Source organism: Taibaiella koreensis (assembly GCF_003545715.1).
Classification (GTDB): domain Bacteria; phylum Bacteroidota; class Bacteroidia; order Chitinophagales; family Chitinophagaceae; genus Taibaiella; species Taibaiella koreensis.
Genome location: NZ_QVNU01000004.1, coordinates 337,918 through 353,122, shown reverse-complemented (window position 1 = coordinate 353,122; position 15,205 = coordinate 337,918). Strand labels below are relative to the sequence as shown.

Genomic DNA, 15,205 nt, shown 5'->3' with positions numbered 1-15,205 from the left:
AAGCAGATATATGACATTGTTGTGATGATTTGCGCTTTATCGTTAAACCTTTCTTATTCCGGGATATCGCCGTACATTGATGGTAACCTAAACCATATTTCCTATGACCAGATATGCTTTTAGTTTGGTGCTATTCATGCTGCTGTTTCCTCTGGCTGCTCAGGCACAGCTACGGCAGCTTCATGGGACAGTTGTTGATGAAAAGGGAGAAGGGATACCGGGAGCCACTGTGCGTATAAAGGGAGGCTTGCCTGATGGCGCGGTCACGGATCTGGATGGCAAATTTGAGCTGGACGTTGCCCGGGATAGTGTACGGCTGGAGATCGATGCTATCGGCTTCCAAAGGTTTGAGCTATTGGTAAGCGCGGCCCGGTCTGAAGTACATATAACCCTGCAGCAATCGAGCCTGGATCTGGAAGAGGTTGTAGTGACGGGCAGGGTCGTAAGCAGGCGGCAAATGACAGGGGCTGCGTCTATGTCTTCCGCATCACAGATAACCCGGGACAGGAAAGGTAAAGGAACAACGTGGAAACGGTCTGGTCTGCCGGAGAATGCGATCCGGCTCGAGACCGGCGATGAGGAGTACTTGCCTTTGAAGGCGGCCCAGGTGGCCGTAAAAGTGGATGGTTTCCGGGTTCGCGTGCTCCTGGATTGTTTTTTCTATAATGATCTTAAAAATGGCATAGAGGGCGTGTTCAAGCTCAAGCTGCCCACAGGGGCTACACCCTATTACTTTGCCTTTGGCGAAACGGTGCTGACCAATACCGATGACTTGCCCGGGGTGGCCTATGTGGATTACCTGAAGCAAGGCTTTCACCTGTCGCCCGATGAGCTGGGCAAAGATACCAGCCGTGTTTGGCAACATATGAAAGAAGCCCGGATCGTTTCCAGGCAAAAGGCGGCCAGGGCCTATGAAGAGACTGTGGGCGCCCGCATTGATCCGGCGCTGATGGAGTGGGCGGGCGCTGATATGTTCAGCTGCCGCGTGTTCCCGCTCGCGAAAGGCAAAATGCATCGTATCGTGATCGGCTACGACCTTAACATGACCGAAGCGCTCGACTTTCGTTCGTACGAGCTGGCACTACCCGGGACGGGCAAGCTGCGTGTGGCGATGGATATTGCTGCCGGCGGCTCCCTGCAACCTGAGATCAGTCCTGTAGTAGTCACGGTTAAAAGAGGAGACCGTATCCAGTTTATGGTGGAAGATCCGAAGGAAAAGGCATACACCGTAACCTATCCGCAGGTCGATCCTCTGATGCTCTACGACAGTGTGCAGGGATATTTTGGCGGCAGCTACCGGATCAATCTGCCCGAGATCGCCCAGGCCGACTTGCCTTCGAAAGCGGTCTTCCTGCTTGATCTTTCGCTAAGCGCCAATCCTGATAAGTTCAACGTATGGCTGAAGCTGATCGAAGAGGTGCTGGAAAAGAACAGAGACGTCATAAAGGAATTTGCCGTGCTAACTTTCAATATCGAAAAGCATTGGTGGGAACCCCATTTTGTACGGAACAACAGCTATAACCTGAACCGCTTCCTCGACTATGCACAGACACTTGCCCTGGAGGGCGCTACTGACCTGGGTAGTGCCCTGGCAGAAGCATCGGCGCCATCCTGGATAAAGCAGAATCTGCCCAAGCATATTTTCCTGATGAGCGATGGCGACTACAACTGGGGCGAGAGTAATCTGAATGCCCTGCAGGCAGTCCTTCACCCGGGCGACCGGATACATACCTATAAGACCGGGTTGCCCGGAACCAATGCCGAAGTGTTGAATACCCTGAGCAAAAGAACGAACGGCTTTGCCTTTACCGTTACCGGTGAAGAGGAGGCCGCGCTTACGGCAAAGTCATTCCGTTACCGGCCCTGGAATATTGAAGCGGTTCGGGTGGAAGGCGTGCGCGATTTCCTGATCTCGGGACAGCCTACACAATTGTACAATGGACAAAAGCTGATCCTTGCGGGCAAGGGCAGACCCGGCGGCGATATTTATCTGAAGCTAAGCAATGGTACGGAAACCAGGGAGCTGCTGCTTGCTGCCGGCCAGCCGCTGGCCTCAGGGCTTAGTGCCCGTATCTATGGGCAGCTGGCGCTGTCCAGCCTGGCCCCCTATGTGCAGGCAGATGAAACGGTCAAAGATGCTACGGAAGCCTATGCACAGCATTTCCGTATCCCGGGCGAAACCATGTCTTTCCTGATGTTGGAAAGCCGGTCGGATTATTACCGTTACGACATTGACGATGACGCATCTGAAGCTTATGTCCAACATCACCTGGTTGCGGCATTGCTTGAAAAATGGCGGCAACTTGCTGATGGCCCGCCGCTGGGCAATGGCAAAGCAGACTTTATGGCCTGGCTTGGCCGTTTACGACAGCATAAACGCCTTGCTATGGATACAGATACCAGCTTCCTTCAGTATGTCGGTCAGCTTCCGCCGGCTGTGTTTTCCCCGGGCAATGGAACTGCTACGCAAAAGCCCTTGCCGGCCGGCAGCCAGACCGATGATGAACTGGAGATGCTGGGCAATGAGCGGCTCAAATACGATAACCTGCTGCCACTGGCAGAGGAGCGGAAACGCCTGTACGGAAGGATGTCGGCGCTCACGTTGATGAGCTCAGTGATCGAACGCAATCCTGCCGACTATGTTGCTTTCCGGGACCTGAGCCTGAAGGCCATCGACTGGGATATGGGCGTGCAGGCCTATTACATGATCCGGCGCCTGATCTCGGCCCGGGAAGAGCTTGCCTTATCGTATCTTATCGCGGCTCGTGCCCTGGAACGTGCTGGAGAGAACGATCTGGCGCTGGTGTATTACTATATCTGCACGCATTGCCACTGGGACAGGGATTACGGCAGTATCAGGGAGATCGCGTCCCTGTATCATTACCGTATGCTTGACCGCCTGCTGAAGCAGCCTGAGAAGCTGTCGCCAGCTGCACAGCAGTATTACCGGCAACAGCAGCAGCAGGTGCGCAGCTATCTTGTCAAAGAAGATCTGTTTGTGCCGGAAGCCGATGTGGTCGTGATCTTATCCTGGAATATTGATAATACGGACATAGACCTGCATGTAAAGGATCCGTCCGGAGAGGAATGTTTTTACCGCAACCGGGAAACCAAGCTGGGTGGCCGGCTTACTATAGATGTCACCAATGGCTTTGGACCGGAAATGTTTGTGCAGGAAAACGCCGCTTCAGGCGTGTACAGGACCTGGCTGGAATACTATAACGATGATCAGACCAAAACCTCGTCTAAGGCCAAAGCTTATGTGGAACTGTACAAGAACTGGGGGCGGCCACGTGAAAAGCTGCTGAAGAAGGTGATCGTGCTGGAAAAGCCTGCCCTGAAGCCCTTGAGCGAGGACGATGCGAATGATAAAGAAGACGAAGCATTTGAGATACAGAAATTCAGTGTGCTGAAGCGCATCCGGTAGACTATCGAACTCCGAATGGTCGCTAATGGTTATCTTGCGGTATCAAACGCCGGTTTATGAATCCTCCTGTAAAGATCATTTGTCCCTATTGCTACTCGCCCGATCTCAGCATGTACCTCGAAGGGTTGAGCAGCAGCGCTGCCGGCGCTATGACCATGCCTTCGGGTAATGTGGATAACAATAACATGGAACTGAAGTGCAATGCCTGCGGTCATGTGTTTAAACCCGGACAGGGCAAGCTTTCGCAGGAGGCGGGCAATTGGTCCGCTTCTACGCCGCAAAGCCGGCCTGCGGTATCGGGGGGCGATGATGCCTATGTCCTGAGCATGGTCAATACACAGGGTAAGCTCGCCGCTGTTAAATATTGCTACGATACTTATGGCTGGGGCCTGAAAGAGTCGAAAGAATATGTCGACCGTATCGCGACGCCGCATAATGCGTCGTTCCAGGCCGCTACACCAGCTGACGAGAATGGGCCCGATCCAGGTGCTGTCGCTACCATATTGCAAAACCAGGGATTGCTGCAGGCCATCAAATATGTTACGACGGCTACAGGCTGGAACCTGCAGCAAGGGAAAGCCTATGTCGACCGCCTGATGAAAGAACGGAACATTGCGGCCAAGAAAGCCTGCTTTGTGGCGACAGCCTGCTATGGCGATGAGGATGCTCCGGAAGTAGTGCGGCTACGCCGTTACCGGGACGAGGTGTTGTCCTGGTCGGTGACTGGAAGGGTTTTTATAAAAACTTATTACTTGCTGTCACCACCTATGGCCGCCTGGATTGCGCGCAGCGCCCATCGCAAAGCCTGGGTGCGGCAATACCTGCTGTCTCCCTTGCTGAGCCGGCTTGATAAGCATTAAGCAGCGGCACCTGTATCCTGAAAAAATAAGCATACCTCCTCCCGATACAAGAAACAAAGTACCCTTCCGGTCCTTAAGCATGTCGAAAGGACAAGTATACAATGGTGCTTCGACAGGCTTAGCAACCGTGCTTCGATAGGCTCAGCAACCTCAGCCGGAGTAAATTTGATCTATATTTCGTACGTCGGGATTTTAAGCAAAAAAACATGGAACCTGATATTCAAGGCATACTTTACCGGGAACGTTTTGTAAATGAGCCCGGCATATTGCTGGACTACCTGCAGCAGCACGCCGTTTGGGACGAAAGCATGGCTGCCCGCAGAACGGCCAGCTATGGCAGCGCCTACAATTATTCCCAGATGGCTTATCCTTACCGGGCGATACCCGAACCCTTACTGAAGGTAATGGGCGACCTGGCGCCGGCCATAGGCTTTGAAGCCAACAACTGCCTGATCAATTACTATCCCGATGGCCGTTCAAGGATGGGCTTTCATGCCGATCAGACAGATATACTCGAAGACGGCACCGGGATTGCTATTGTTTCCTTAGGTACAACGAGGATACTACATTTCCGCAGCATAGATAATAAAGAGGATATCCGCGATTTTGCTTTGCCTGCAGGTTCTTTACTGTATATGACACAAGAAGTGCAGCAGCACTGGCAGCATGCTATTCCCGCCGCCGATACCGCCGGTGGCCGTATGAGCCTTACCTTCCGCAGGATAAGGCCGTAGCCTGTCCTAAAACAAAGAGGCCTTCCGGTAGGGAAAGCCTCTTCGTTTGCCATTGGCGGCTATTACTTTTTCTTCATCGGTACCGAAACCGATACGTTGTCCCATTTAAAGGTCAGCGCATCTTTTCCTGCTTCGATCACGAAAGCCTCCTGTACGCTGCTCAGCTTGTTCACCTTGGCACGTACCTCGGTTACATTCTTGCTTTTGTTGGCTTCGTATTCAAAAGCGCCTTTCTGGGCGGGCTGTCCGTTGAGGATCACCGTCCATACCTCTTTGCCGGGGATAGTGAACAGCGAATAGGTGCCTTTAGGTACTGTAACGCCACCAAACAGGACATCGGTATTGAAGGTGATGTCGGTCGACATATTGGCGCCGGTGCGCCATACTTCACCATAAGGCACAAGTTTGCCAAAGATCTCACGACCACGCTTAGAAGGCTGGCCGTAGCTTACTTCTGCAATGTCGTTTTTGGCGGTTACACGGGGGCTTTTCGGTGCCGATTGCTCATGCTTCATATCCTGTGCAGGCGCCTGGAGCACCGCAGCCGTCATCAAAAGTGTACAGAAAGCAGCGATCTTTCTCATAGTTATTTGTTTTTTAACTGGTTAAATGTCCCGTAAAGATAACTGCGTTTGCGGACATGTCCTGTTAAGGAAAGCTTATTTTGACGGGCGTTTTACACACGCATATAATCGGGCTCCCAATGTTGAATAGCCCGCTTGATTGCCCCTGGGGAAAGACCTTCGGCCAGTGTACGGCCGATGAGGGCCGGCAATTCCTCGTCGCCGGCAAACCGGAGCGCGGCGATCTGGCCAAAGGACAAGCGGTGTTCCATTGGCTCGAGGCGCTGGCCCGTGAGTGTAAAATACCGGAAACGCATCTCCAGCCTTACGATCCGGTTCTGATTGTTCAACGCATAATGCTGGCGCATCATGAAGGATAGCCAGCCCAGCAATACCAACAGCACGCCGAAACCAAGCCACAGGGTGCGTTGCGCAGGATCGTGCCATCCCATAAAAAGGCAGGCCAGCAGCAGCAATAATAGCAGTGGATAGAAGACAAAATGATGTGGGGCGTAATAGCGGATATGGTTGCTGTAAGATTGTGGTTGCATAGCCTTTGCTTTTAAGATCATACAACCTAAACAAACCAGATGCCCCCGATGTTGACCAGCTACGCTTGTTTTACCGGCTCCCGTAGAATGGTCCTAAGCTTTTCGGGGCTGGTTTTCCTGAAGTCGGACAAATAGATCTCGTGATGCACCCCGTTCCGTGCCAGCTGGTAATCGGTCATAAAAGCCTGCATTTGCTGCAGCGACTCCGGCTCGTTGGCGAAAGGGCCTTTGTGCAGCATCTGTACGCATTGACCCTCATGCATGCGGTACAGCGATACCTTTTCCAGGCCGGGCAGGGATTTCTTTTGCATGGTTTTTTCCCTCGCTTCTTCCAGCACCTCCGCTATTATGGTTTCCGGCATGCGTATCAGCAGGCGATACGACCATTCGCTGCGTGGCACCTGCTGCGGTGCGCTGCCCATATGCTGCCCGCTGAAACGTTCTTCATCAAACCACCAAAGCCCTTCCAGTCTGGCTACTACAAAGTCGGCGCCCTGTGCCTTGTAGCCAAACTTGATCGCATAAGCCAAGCTATACAAAGCCTGTATGTTTTCGGCAAAAGGCGCGCCGTCGGGATCGCCTTTGCCTTCAACAGACAAATAGATTGCCGGTTCTATGTGGATCAGTTCGGGTCGGTCTTTGGCCGTATAATAGTTCCGGTACTGGCGGGTAAAATCGATCTTGGTCATCGCTGTTAATATTGCCGGAGCACAAGGCCTGTCAGGCATTGTGCTCCGGTATCTGTAAGAAAATCAGAAATTCATCTCGTCGGCGCTTGGACCATAGCTGCCGGGAATTGGAATATCGAGCAGGCGAAGGAACACGCCCAGCTGTGCCCGGTGGTGTGTGATCTGGTTCAGGGCCATGCGGATCGTCTCGGCCTTGCTGGTGGTGCTATACACTTCTTCGCCATTGCGGAGTGTCCAGGGATCACCCAGCTTGCCTTCGTTTTCTTCCTTAAGTTCAGACAGGCCATCTTTCAGCGAAGCTTCAAACAGGTTCATCAGCTCCTTTGTGTTGTCAATTTTCGGGGGGTTATAAGGGGCTGTGGCAAAGTCGAGGCCATCGGTGGTGATCGCCATGGTGACCCAGGTGGGCAACTCGGCGATATGCGTGGAGAGTTGCCTGATGGTCATGCTTTTGGGATGCGGTTTCCAGTCGTATTTATCGTCGGGAATGCGCTCCAGCATTTTGTGGGTCACTACAGATTCTTGTTCGAGTTCCTTCCGGAACATGGGGATCATTGACATAAGATGTGTTTTTTTGATTTGCTAAGACAAAGTAAGCGGCGGTCACTGACAACAGTATGGCAGTCTTCTTTTGGGAGGGGAAAATATTTTTTGGGTATAAATAAAGAGATTCAAGTTTTCAAAAAACTTGAATCTCTTTATTTGGTCACTGCGAAAGAGGCGATCAGCGGTAGGACATGGCGATCTGCAACAATGCTTCAGGATTGGATACAGCGTCTTTCACCGCATAGAGCCGCAGCTTACCGGGCTCATTATCGTTAAAATGCATTTCCGAAGGTATGGCCGGCAATCTGTCAAATAATGAGGCGTATAGCTGTACCGCGGCCATAAAGCCCGAGTCGTTAAGCAGGTGCAGCGTCAGGTTCCCACGGCGCAGGCGGTCTTCTCCGCCAACGAGGTACTGGTAGCCACTTTGACCTGCATAAGCGGCATTAATGGCTTCTGCGACCTTGTACAGCTTGGTATTGCTTTGCTCTGCCACGATTTCCCGGTTTACTTTAAGAATATTCTGGTAGAGTTTCCGGAACTCGTCCTGGTTACGAACGTAATCGCGGGAGGGCGCCATTTCATACACCAGGAATACTGCGCCCGGACTGTTGGCCCGTATCAGCGCCATCAACCGCTTTACCGAAGCTTTGTATTCGGCCGCATTGTTGGTCACCACCGGGGTCCGTTCCTGAAGAACCACATAGTCGAAATAATTACCGTCAGGATCCTTTTTACTGCAGGCCTGCTCCAGCTTTTTTTTGTGATCATTGTAAATATCCAGTAGTGAAATGCCCATTTCTACTACCTGCTCCTCTTTGATCTCCACTTTATTGAAACGGCAAAGATTGGCAAACAGATCGGGTATGCTGATATAATACCGGATATGGCTATTGCCCACAAATAGAATACGCCTGGTCCCTTTGGCTTCGGGCGCCACGATCGCCGATGGCGCGCTTATCGCTGCCAGGCCGGCGCTATTCTTTTCCCGCAAAGGATCCGATGCCGGCGGCCTTTCACAGGAGACAAGCAGGAAGACCATTGAGCAAAGCCAGCTCAAACGTCGTATAGGAGAAAATACTATGATCTTGTTGATACGTAGCACGCAATGAGGATTAAACCGGATATAGCTGTAATGAATGATGTTATGTTTCCATTCCGGACAGTACAGATCGGGTCGGCTGCAGGTTATTGGCTTGGTTTTTTTGTTCCCGGCTATGCGGGGAAACGGATACAAAGGTATCGCTATTCTGTAAAACGGGCGGGAATGCAGGCCTGCATTATCATGCGGGGCGTATTGGGCTTGCTATTGCTATCTTTTATCTTGTCCTGTGGCCTCTTGAGCATATTGTTCGTAGACCGCAAGGGGCAGGTTAAAATATTTAAGGGCTTCGGGCAGGGTCATCAATTTTTTTTCAACAAACGATCTTGCCAGTCCTACGGTTGCTTTGATATCTTCCGCTCCATCGCATTCATCTCTATAGCGACGGTGTTGTTCGTCATGATGGTCCATGTGTTGATAGGCGCTGTGTCAGTTATTTTCCTACTATATAAAGTCTTGGCAGCACAGATCCTGACACCACGTGCCATTTCAGATCCACGATGGTCCAGGTATGCGGCAGCATATCCGTATTCACTTTCCCGGCCAGGAAGGCAACGATATAGGCTTCGTCTATAGAATGGCCGATCCCGGGAAGCGCCGGGTAAGGCCATTCCGTCGAAAAGATATGATTGTCCTGGAAAAAATCATGATAGCCCTCGATCAGGTGGGCGTGTTCCGGAGCAGAAAGCGACAGTTCAAGAATCATATCCTAAAAATAAGGAAAAATAAGGCGTTCTATTCATTTACTCCTGAATTTTACATTTCCCTTTTGGAAAGAAATTGCCTGGCAACCCTACGGTGTCACATCGTCGCAAGCCCGGCTTTAAAGACGATTTGCTCGCAGGAGTCTATTATTGGTTTATTTTATTTATTTTTATCTGACTATCCGGATATAGGAAACAAAGCCGGTCCTTGAGCTTGTCGAAAGGACAAAGATGGTGCTTCGACAGGCTCAGCAACCGTTATTTAGAAGCAAATTGTATCCTGTTTCCTATATCCGGATAGTCACATATTTTTATTTAAGTAGCCGTATGGGTAAAACCATCGCATCATCTTATTCACAATAGTCCGGTCGGCGATGACGGTTTACTTTTATAGTTGCCAACAGACCCTGATCCTCGATTTGGCGTCGATTTCTGATACAATCACTCATTTTACCATAGATCAAAAAAAGAAGTACGATGTCTGCACAACCATTTACGGGCGTAGAAGCCCAAATGCTGATCCGGAAACCCGTTGCGATGGTCTTCCGGGCATTTACCGATCCTGCTATTACAACACACTTCTGGTTTACACATGCCAGTGGTATGCTGGAAAAAGGAAAGACAGTGACCTGGGAATGGCGTATGTATGGGGTGTTATCTGAAGTACATGTAAGGGAGCTGATACCCGACAGCCTCATCGTCATCGAATGGCAGGAGCCGCCGCTTACGGTCGAATTTATGTTTGAAGCACTGACGGCCGATACTACTTATGTGACCATCCGGAGCTATGGCTTTCAGCTTGAAGGCGATGCGCTCATCCGGGCGATCAACGACAATACCGGTGGGTTTACTACGGTGCTGGACGGACTTAAGGCCTACCTGGAACATGGTATCGAGCTCAACCTCGTCGCAGATAAGTTTGCTAGAAAAGCCGGCGCTTAGTTATGGGTTATTAAGTATTGAGTATTGAGTATTAAGTATTGAGTATTAAGTATTGATTATTAAGTATTAAGTATTAGGTATTGAGTATTGAGTATTGAGATTTAAGATTTGCCAACTACCAATTGCCAACTATTCCATTGAGTATTGAGTATTGCCAACTGCCGATTGCCAACCAGGCAGGTTAACAGCACTGACCTAAGCGTTAAGAATCAAGTATCAGGTATTAAGTATTAAATATCAGGTATTAAGTATTAGGTATCAAGTATCGGGCATTAAAAATCAAGTATTTAGTATTGAGTATGGGATTGGGATCTAAGGTTTAAAAATTGCCAATTGCCAACTACTTTATTGGGTAATGGTATTTGCCACCTGCCAATTGCTCACTATTTCCTTGCGTATTGGTATTTGATATTGAATCAGGAAGCAAGTGTTGGGTATTGCATATTATGCATTAGGTAGTACGAGTAAAAGATTAATTATCAGTAAACAGCTATAAAAAAGCGATAAGACTAAGAGCCTTATCGCTGTATGATAATAACGTATCCAAAGCCGGGGCGACAACAAGGATAGACTCCCCCAAGCCCGACTCCTTAACCTGCCTATCCCCGGCTTTTATGGATACATCTCTTTAATTCTAAATTCATTCTTTATGGACAAGACTACAATAGCCGTCCAGGTATTTGACGAACAAGCCAGGAACTACCAGGATAAGTATATGGATCAAAGCCTCTACGGCAATACACTTGATCTGTTTTGTAGTTCATTGCCTCCTGGCAAAGCAACCGTGCTCGACCTCGCCTGCGGACCCGGCAACATTACCCGTTACCTGCTGCAGCAGAGGCCCGAATTACAGCTGCTGGGACTCGACCTCGCGCCCGCCATGCTGGAGCTGGCCCGGAGCAACAATCCCGGAGCAACCTTTGCGCAGATGGACTGCCGTGATATTGCCGGACTCAACGACCGGTATCATGGCCTCGTCTGTGGCTTCGTGCTGCCTTACCTCGATCGGGCCGAAGCATTGAAGCTGATAGCCGATGCGGCTGTTTTGTTGTTGCCCGGAGGTATCTTTTACCTCAGCACCATTGAAGGACCTTACAGCAGTTCTGGTCTATACACTTCTTCCAATGGTAAGCAGGTGTATATGCATTACTACGAGGCGCCCGATCTTATTCCCGCTGTTGAGGCCGCAGGGCTTGAGCTGCTTCATACACAGCAGCAATCTTCTCCCGGCCCGATGGGGACTATGGACCTGATCCTGGTAGCCCGCAAAGTGTAACCCGTTTAGCACAAGGCATCTGCCATTTTGCCCGGCGTCGTCCATACTGTCTCCCGTTTCCGTTGGAGCAGGTTGCCCTGTTTTTTAAACGGCCAGAGGGCAATCTGACCGCCGGCATCGGGGTAGAACAAGTACAGGATATCGTCGCGTTGCAGGCTGCTTTCTCCCAGGAAGTCGTGCAGGGTATCGATGAGCAGGGACAGTGTCAATGTCTCTGTTGCATCTATGGTGATCAGCTCATTGCAGGCATACATCTTATCCGCTACCCCGCGCAGGTGGGCAGTGAGCTGCTCCGGCGCCAAAGGGCTTTCAAACTTATGATAGACCAGGTATTGCATGAAAGCAGGTTTAAGGACTTGTTCTGTTCAAAATTAGCTTACTACCTGATGCCCTTTCCTGATTTTCGATGAGCCCCGGCCTTTTTTCTACCAACCCATCCTTTACGCGACCTTAGCCTCAACGTGATAGCAGCCGCCGGTGGATCACTTCTTTGAAAAAGTCCTGTTTATAGCTTTCGCCTATGGTCAGTTCTTGTTCCTGCACGGTAATCACAAAGCCATCGGTAGAGCATATATGATCTTTGTTGACCACGGCAGAACGGCTGATGCGGACAAACCTGCCCTTGGGCAACTGCTCATAGATCGTCTTCAAATTCATAGCCGTGATGATCTTCTGATCGGCTTTATGGATCACAACATAGTCCCGCAAGGCCTCGATATACAGAATGTCGGCATATTGGACCTTCATGAATTTACGGTCGGCCTTGATGTAAACATGATCTTCGGAAAAATCGCCTGCGTCGGCAATATGCTGGCTCAACAGTGAGAGGTATGCCCTGGCTTTGCTCAACGCTTTATGGAACCGGTCGGGTTTTATAGGCTTCAGGATATAATCCAAAGCCTGTATGTTATAGCTCTCCACGGCATATTGCGGATGAGCGGTCGTAAAAATGATGAGTGCATCGGATGCGATCTTTTGCGCCAGGTCCAGGCCGGTTTGGCCGGGCATTTCGATATCAAGGAATACGATATCGGGGCGCAGGGCGGGCAGGAGCGCTTCGGCTTCTTCGGGGTCGCCGAGGCTGGCCAGCAAGGTTACCTCCTTGCTGTCGTCGATAAGCATCTTCAGGGCTTCGCGCGCCAAAGGCTCATCGTCGATAATGATACAGGTCATAGGGGGACTTTTAAGGTAACGGAAAAACGTTCGTCGGTTTCGCTAATCTCCAGCTCGTATTGCCGGCCATAATTGAGATCCAACCATCTATTGACACTTAAAAGGCCCAATCCCCCCTCTCTGCCGGAAATTTTTTCTTGAGCAGCCCGTTTTGAATTGATGCAAAGAAATAATAAATGATCTTTTTCTATGCGAAAAAGAAGGTCTACCAAGGCAATACGATTGCCGAAAACGTTGTGCTTGATCGCATTTTCCACAAAGGTGATAAACAGGAAAGGCGGGATCACGATCGCATCAGGATTACCTTCCACCGTTATCTTAAAGCGGAAATGATCTTTCCTGATCTTTTCCAGGGTGAGAAAATCTTCCAGGAACCGGATCTCCGCATTGAGAAAGACCCTGGCCTTGGCGCTGTCGTACAATTGGTACCGCAGCAGATCCGACAGGCGGAACAGTAGCTCGGAGGCTTTTTGATGGTCCCTGTGGGTAAGCACATTGATATTGTTCAGCATATTGAACAGGAAATGTGGTGTAATCTGGTTCTTCAGCTGATTCAGCTCCGATTCCACCCTGTATTTTTCCAGCTCGTGAATGGTAATGCTGTCGTCTATCCATCGCTTAAACAGCTTAAGCGCGGTGGAGGACAACAGGAAAACGGCAAAAAGGATGATCAATGCCAGGAAGCCCTGCAATTCATCTTCAGCCGGTTGCTTAGGTACCACGCGGTAGGGGTCCCAGGCCCGGTCGAGCAGTAAAGCCCCGATCAGGAGCAGGACCAGCATGGCCGCTGCGAGGAGCACATAGCGGAAATACTTTCCCCGGAACAGGAAGCGGGGCACCAGGAAGTACATATTGGTGTACAAGGGCAGCAGGAAAATGTACAGCAGGTTGACCGGTTGTATAAAATACACTTCCGGCTTACGGAATTCCTTGAAGCTGGAAAAGAAGGCCAGCATCAGGATCAGGATCACCAGGGCATGCCGGGGAAACCGGAACCGCCTGTCGAAAAGAAATATATACAGGTAGGTCCGGCGCGGATCAAAATCGCGGGTCTGGCCGCCCTGGTCTGGATGAGACATCATGAGCGCAAATTCGGATGGGCGGTTGAACAGAAGGGGCGGATCATAGCGGCGAATTTAGGTCATTTCAAAAAAGTTGCCTGGTATGGTGCTAATGGAACATCCAGAACAGGCTGAGCTGAAGAACACTGTTCCTGAAATCGGGGCTGATATCGCGGCCGGAGAAATCGCCGACCCTGGAAAGTCCTACCAGATAGCGTGCGCCAAAGCCAAAGCCTGCCCGCGATTGGTAACCCATGCCTAAGCCGGCAGACAGATCCAGGTTGCGGGTAAAGCTGCCGAAATTTTGCTCCGGTATCCGTTCGGAAGAGCGGTAGGCAAACTGTGGCCCGATCTCCAGGTAAAAGCCCCCGGAGGCCTTCAGCTTAAGCATAACCGGTACGGTGATGTATTGTGTACGCAGCCGCTCGCTGGTTCCGTTGGCTGTAACCATAGCGCCCTGGGTAGAAAACAGGACTTCGGGCTGCAGCGATAGCACCCGGCCGAAGCCGAAGCTCAGCATACCGCCGATATGGTAGCCCACGAGCGCTTTGGATTGCATATTGCCGCCGGCATAGCCGCTGATGTTCATGCCTCCTTTGGCACCGAGGCCAAAGGATTGCGCTGCGGTATTCAATGCAAATGCATACAGAAACAATAATAGTGTTACGATCCTCTTCATAAATAGCACCCGGTATCCCAGGCCGGTTCCTGATGCCTATACTTTCGATGGTCCCGCTGCTTGCGGGAACGAAGCGTTGCCTGGTAAAAGTAACGGAAGCGGTAGCGGCGCTATGGGATATTATGCGGATGCCGGCAATTATTCGACCAACAGGTCTGCAGCAGATATTAATGCCGGTGCACCATAGCGTAGGCGATGTGAAGCAAAAAAGGGCAATGTTTGACCGGGAAAGACAAATGCAGGCTCGTCACAGCGGACGCGCCTGCATTTGTGGGGTGGCTGGCGCCTAGCATTCAAAGCACTTATGTCCTCCGGCCGGTATGGTACGGCAAGTTGTGTTGGTGCCGCAGGACTGGCAATTGGATTCGCGCTGGCAGGTAAGATCAGGATGGCGGGTGACCGGCTGCGCCGTGGTTGGATTGAGCTGGCCGCCCAGGGCGCGCTGCTGCAGGGCGAGAACAAAATCTTTGTTCAGCGAAAGCTTCAGGGGTACTTTTTTCTTTTTCATTTTTATCGATTTACAGGTTAGGGTAAAGATACAGGCCGGTGCTGCATTTTTCCTGCAGCGGTGGCTTGTAATTTCGATCATATTATTGTTCATTTAAAACCAAAAACCAAACAAAATGAAAAAGAAAAACATGAGTATTCGCCTTTCTCTGCAGAAAAAAACGATCATGATGCTTAACGACGACCAGGAAGGAAGCGTATTCGGCGGGGTCACCAATACGGAAGCATTATCGGCCTGCCAGACCAACTGCGCGGCCTGTACCGGCACACCTGTAGGCACCATTAAGCAGACCTGCAACCAGAATACCTGCTTTGTATCCTGCAACGGCGGCACCTGCTTTAGCGGCATGCCCGGTTGTGTGTGTTAACGAAAACGACATTTAATTCTTAA

19 protein-coding genes are annotated in these 15,205 nt (G+C 50.7%); 7 read left to right on the top strand and 12 right to left on the bottom strand.

From position 1 onward, the window contains the following. Positions 1 to 103 precede the first annotated feature (103 nt). The 3 genes from DZK30_RS15265 to DZK30_RS15255 all read left to right on the top strand — a co-directional run bounded on the left by DZK30_RS15265 (position 104) and on the right by DZK30_RS15255 (position 5,021). Positions 104 to 3,427, top strand: a complete 3,324-nt coding sequence (locus DZK30_RS15265) for a carboxypeptidase-like regulatory domain-containing protein (RefSeq protein WP_118974998.1) — start codon at positions 104 to 106, stop codon at positions 3,425 to 3,427. A 56-nt stretch (positions 3,428 to 3,483) separates the two neighbouring features. Then, positions 3,484 to 4,287 (top strand): CFI-box-CTERM domain-containing protein, encoded by an 804-nt coding sequence (locus DZK30_RS15260; protein WP_162903122.1) that lies wholly within the window; start codon positions 3,484 to 3,486, stop codon positions 4,285 to 4,287. Between the two features lie 206 nt (positions 4,288 to 4,493). After that, positions 4,494 to 5,021 carry an alpha-ketoglutarate-dependent dioxygenase AlkB gene (locus DZK30_RS15255; protein WP_118974996.1) on the top strand — a complete coding sequence of 176 codons (528 nt, stop codon included), beginning with the start codon at positions 4,494 to 4,496 and terminating at the stop codon, positions 5,019 to 5,021. A gap of 62 nt (positions 5,022 to 5,083) precedes the next feature. Here the strand turns inward: DZK30_RS15255 and DZK30_RS15250 are convergent, their stop codons facing one another. The 7 genes from DZK30_RS15250 to DZK30_RS15220 all read right to left on the bottom strand — a co-directional run bounded on the left by DZK30_RS15250 (position 5,084) and on the right by DZK30_RS15220 (position 9,178). Continuing rightward, a complete protein-coding gene (locus DZK30_RS15250; protein WP_118974995.1) occupies positions 5,084 to 5,605 on the bottom strand; it encodes a DUF2911 domain-containing protein in 522 nt (173 codons plus the stop codon). Between the two features lie 92 nt (positions 5,606 to 5,697). Continuing rightward, positions 5,698 to 6,135 (bottom strand): DUF6526 family protein, encoded by a 438-nt coding sequence (locus DZK30_RS15245; protein ID WP_118975260.1) that lies wholly within the window; start codon positions 6,133 to 6,135, stop codon positions 5,698 to 5,700. 59 nt (positions 6,136 to 6,194) lie between these two features. Beyond that, entirely contained in the window at positions 6,195 to 6,824 is a 630-nt protein-coding gene (locus tag DZK30_RS15240; protein ID WP_118974994.1) for a GyrI-like domain-containing protein, read from the bottom strand. A gap of 63 nt (positions 6,825 to 6,887) precedes the next feature. Continuing rightward, positions 6,888 to 7,385: a DinB family protein gene (locus DZK30_RS15235; protein WP_118974993.1), complete on the bottom strand. Its 498-nt coding sequence runs from the start codon at positions 7,383 to 7,385 to the stop codon at positions 6,888 to 6,890. A gap of 163 nt (positions 7,386 to 7,548) precedes the next feature. Then, positions 7,549 to 8,475 carry a hypothetical protein gene (locus DZK30_RS15230; RefSeq protein ID WP_162903121.1) on the bottom strand — a complete coding sequence of 309 codons (927 nt, stop codon included), beginning with the start codon at positions 8,473 to 8,475 and terminating at the stop codon, positions 7,549 to 7,551. 207 nt (positions 8,476 to 8,682) lie between these two features. Then, positions 8,683 to 8,883, bottom strand: coding sequence for a hypothetical protein (locus DZK30_RS15225; RefSeq protein WP_118974991.1), 201 nt, complete (start codon positions 8,881 to 8,883; stop codon positions 8,683 to 8,685). 22 nt (positions 8,884 to 8,905) lie between these two features. After that, positions 8,906 to 9,178, bottom strand: coding sequence for a hypothetical protein (locus tag DZK30_RS15220; RefSeq protein WP_118974990.1), 273 nt, complete (start codon positions 9,176 to 9,178; stop codon positions 8,906 to 8,908). A 475-nt stretch (positions 9,179 to 9,653) separates the two neighbouring features. Between DZK30_RS15220 and DZK30_RS15215 the strand changes: the two genes are divergently transcribed. After that, complete coding sequence (locus DZK30_RS15215) at positions 9,654 to 10,118, top strand: SRPBCC family protein (protein WP_162903120.1); 465 nt, start codon at positions 9,654 to 9,656, stop codon at positions 10,116 to 10,118. 649 nt (positions 10,119 to 10,767) lie between these two features. Further along, positions 10,768 to 11,394, top strand: coding sequence for a class I SAM-dependent methyltransferase (locus tag DZK30_RS15210; protein ID WP_118974989.1), 627 nt, complete (start codon positions 10,768 to 10,770; stop codon positions 11,392 to 11,394). Positions 11,395 to 11,399: 5 nt separating this feature from the next. Here DZK30_RS15210 and DZK30_RS15205 read toward each other — a convergent pair whose 3' ends face one another. The 4 genes from DZK30_RS15205 to DZK30_RS15190 all read right to left on the bottom strand — a co-directional run bounded on the left by DZK30_RS15205 (position 11,400) and on the right by DZK30_RS15190 (position 14,307). Further along, the gene (locus tag DZK30_RS15205) at positions 11,400 to 11,732 is read right to left on the bottom strand and encodes a hypothetical protein (RefSeq protein ID WP_118974988.1); all 333 of its coding nucleotides are present in this window, start codon (positions 11,730 to 11,732) and stop codon (positions 11,400 to 11,402) included. A 118-nt stretch (positions 11,733 to 11,850) separates the two neighbouring features. Then, entirely contained in the window at positions 11,851 to 12,567 is a 717-nt protein-coding gene (locus DZK30_RS15200; protein WP_118974987.1) for a LytR/AlgR family response regulator transcription factor, read from the bottom strand. After that, positions 12,564 to 13,649 (bottom strand): sensor histidine kinase, encoded by a 1,086-nt coding sequence (locus DZK30_RS15195; protein WP_118974986.1) that lies wholly within the window; start codon positions 13,647 to 13,649, stop codon positions 12,564 to 12,566. Before DZK30_RS15195 ends, DZK30_RS15200 begins: the two co-directional genes overlap by 4 nt. A gap of 88 nt (positions 13,650 to 13,737) precedes the next feature. After that, a complete protein-coding gene (locus DZK30_RS15190; RefSeq protein ID WP_118974985.1) occupies positions 13,738 to 14,307 on the bottom strand; it encodes a porin family protein in 570 nt (189 codons plus the stop codon). A gap of 32 nt (positions 14,308 to 14,339) precedes the next feature. Between DZK30_RS15190 and DZK30_RS15185 the strand changes: the two genes are divergently transcribed. Then, positions 14,340 to 14,597 (top strand): hypothetical protein, encoded by a 258-nt coding sequence (locus tag DZK30_RS15185; protein ID WP_118974984.1) that lies wholly within the window; start codon positions 14,340 to 14,342, stop codon positions 14,595 to 14,597. Here the strand turns inward: DZK30_RS15185 and DZK30_RS15180 are convergent. Then, positions 14,594 to 14,815 (bottom strand): hypothetical protein, encoded by a 222-nt coding sequence (locus tag DZK30_RS15180; RefSeq protein WP_162903119.1) that lies wholly within the window; start codon positions 14,813 to 14,815, stop codon positions 14,594 to 14,596. The genes DZK30_RS15185 and DZK30_RS15180 overlap by 4 nt on opposite strands. Positions 14,816 to 14,930: 115 nt before the next feature. Between DZK30_RS15180 and DZK30_RS15175 the strand changes: the two genes are divergently transcribed. Beyond that, on the top strand, positions 14,931 to 15,182 hold the full coding sequence (locus DZK30_RS15175) for a class I lanthipeptide (protein ID WP_118974982.1): 252 nt from the start codon (positions 14,931 to 14,933) through the stop codon (positions 15,180 to 15,182). Positions 15,183 to 15,205 lie beyond the last annotated feature (23 nt).